The sequence below is a fragment of the [Collinsella] massiliensis genome (genome assembly GCF_002161605.1).
Classification (GTDB): domain Bacteria; phylum Actinomycetota; class Coriobacteriia; order Coriobacteriales; family Coriobacteriaceae; genus Enorma.
This window is the reverse complement of the sequence record NZ_NFIE01000039.1, coordinates 1-1,564: the sequence shown is the minus strand read 5'-3', so window position 1 is coordinate 1,564 and position 1,564 is coordinate 1. Positions and strand designations below refer to the sequence as shown.

The 1,564-nt window shown below is 69.1% G+C and carries 1 protein-coding gene; it reads left to right on the top strand.

The genetic code is table 11. The features are described 5' to 3' along the window. Positions 1-267: 267 nt before the first annotated feature. Positions 268-1,527: an IS110 family transposase gene (locus B5G02_RS09955; RefSeq protein WP_094336096.1), complete on the top strand. Its 1,260-nt coding sequence runs from the start codon at positions 268-270 to the stop codon at positions 1,525-1,527. Positions 1,528-1,564: the final 37 nt, after the last annotated feature.

Here is a 1,564-nt window from a genome sequence, read left to right as displayed (position 1 = left end):
CTCCTATCTTTAAGTCGTTGCATCTGAGAGCCGGATACCGGATGCTTTGGTGCAATGCAGAATCTGGCGGGCAGGGATGCCGGCATGGCAGTTGGGGCGCCCGAGGCGACCTCGCAAGGGAGAGTGGCATCCTGCCCCACCCGGGCGGGCCGCGGATTAGCTGGATGAGGGGGCCCACGCCCACCTCGGATCTCTTCTAGGAGGTTGCGGTCCCGGGTGACGCGGGCAGGCGGCCCGCCGCCCTGCAGCAGAGAGGAGGGCGGGGAGATGATCTACGCCGGTGTGGACGTCGCGAAGGCGGACCACGTGATAGGGGCCGTGGACGAGCGCGGCTCCGAGCTGTGCAAGCCCATGGGCTTCAAGAACGGCGCCGCCGGGTTCGAGCGGTGCGAGGCCTGGCTCGAGGGGGTGGCCGAGGAGCCGGGCGACGTGCTCGTGGGCATGGAGGCCACCGGGCACTACTGGATGGCCCTCTACGCGTTCCTGGTCTCCAGGGGCTACGCCGTCGCGGTCATCGACCCGGTGCAGGTCCGCGCCGTGCGCAGGCTCAGGGGGCTCGACCGGGTCAAGAACGACCGCATAGACGCCGGCCTCATCGCCGAGACGCTGCGCATCGGCCAGTACGACCCGACGAGGCTCGCCACCGACGAGGTGCAGTCCCTGCGCACCCTCACGCGCTACCAGCAGTCGCTCAAGTCCGAGCTCGCCGAGGTCAAGACCCAGTGCACGTGCCTGCTGGACTCCTACTTCCCGGAGTTCTCCGGGGCGTTCTCCGACATGTTCGGCGCTGCCGGGCGGGCCGTGCTCTCCAAGAGCCCGCTCCCGTCGCAGGTCGCGCGGAGGAGGGTCGACTCGCTGCAGCGCGACATCTCCGAGGCCGCCCGGGGCAGCCGGCGCGTGGACGGCAAGGCCGCCGAGCTGAAGGCCCTCGCAAGGGCGTCGGTCGGCATCAGGCTCGGGGAGGGCGCCGCGGCGATGCAGGTCCAGTCGCTCGTCCGCCAGATGGACTTCCTCGACGGCGAGTGCGGGAAGGTCGAGCGCAGGGTGCGCGAGCTGCTCGAGCTCGTGGAGCCGCTCGTCCTCACCATCCCGGGGGTGTCCTACACGACCGGGGCCCAGATCGTCGCCGAGATCGGGGACATAGGCCGGTTCCGCAACGCCCCGGCGCTCGTGAGCTACGCCGGGCTCAGCTCCTCCGTCAACCAGTCGGGCAAGTTCGACAGCGGGGGCGGCCCCATCACGAAGCACGGGTCCCCGTACCTGAGGAGGGCGCTGTGGCTCGCCGCGAACCGCGCGCGGCAGTACGACCCGTCCCTCGGGGCGTTCTACGAGAGGAAGCGCGCCGAGGGGAAGTGCCACCGCGTGGCGGTGACCGCCGTGGCGCGCAAGCTCTGCCACATAGTGTTTGCGGTGATGCGCGACGGGGTCCCCTACGACCCGGCAAGGCCCGGGAGGGACCCTTCAAAGCATTCGGTATCCGGTTCTCAAGGTGCTGGTTCCGATAGATCCGGGAATGAGAAAAGCTAGCCTTCAGGTCTTGACTTCATATAGCTGGTCTCCCTTC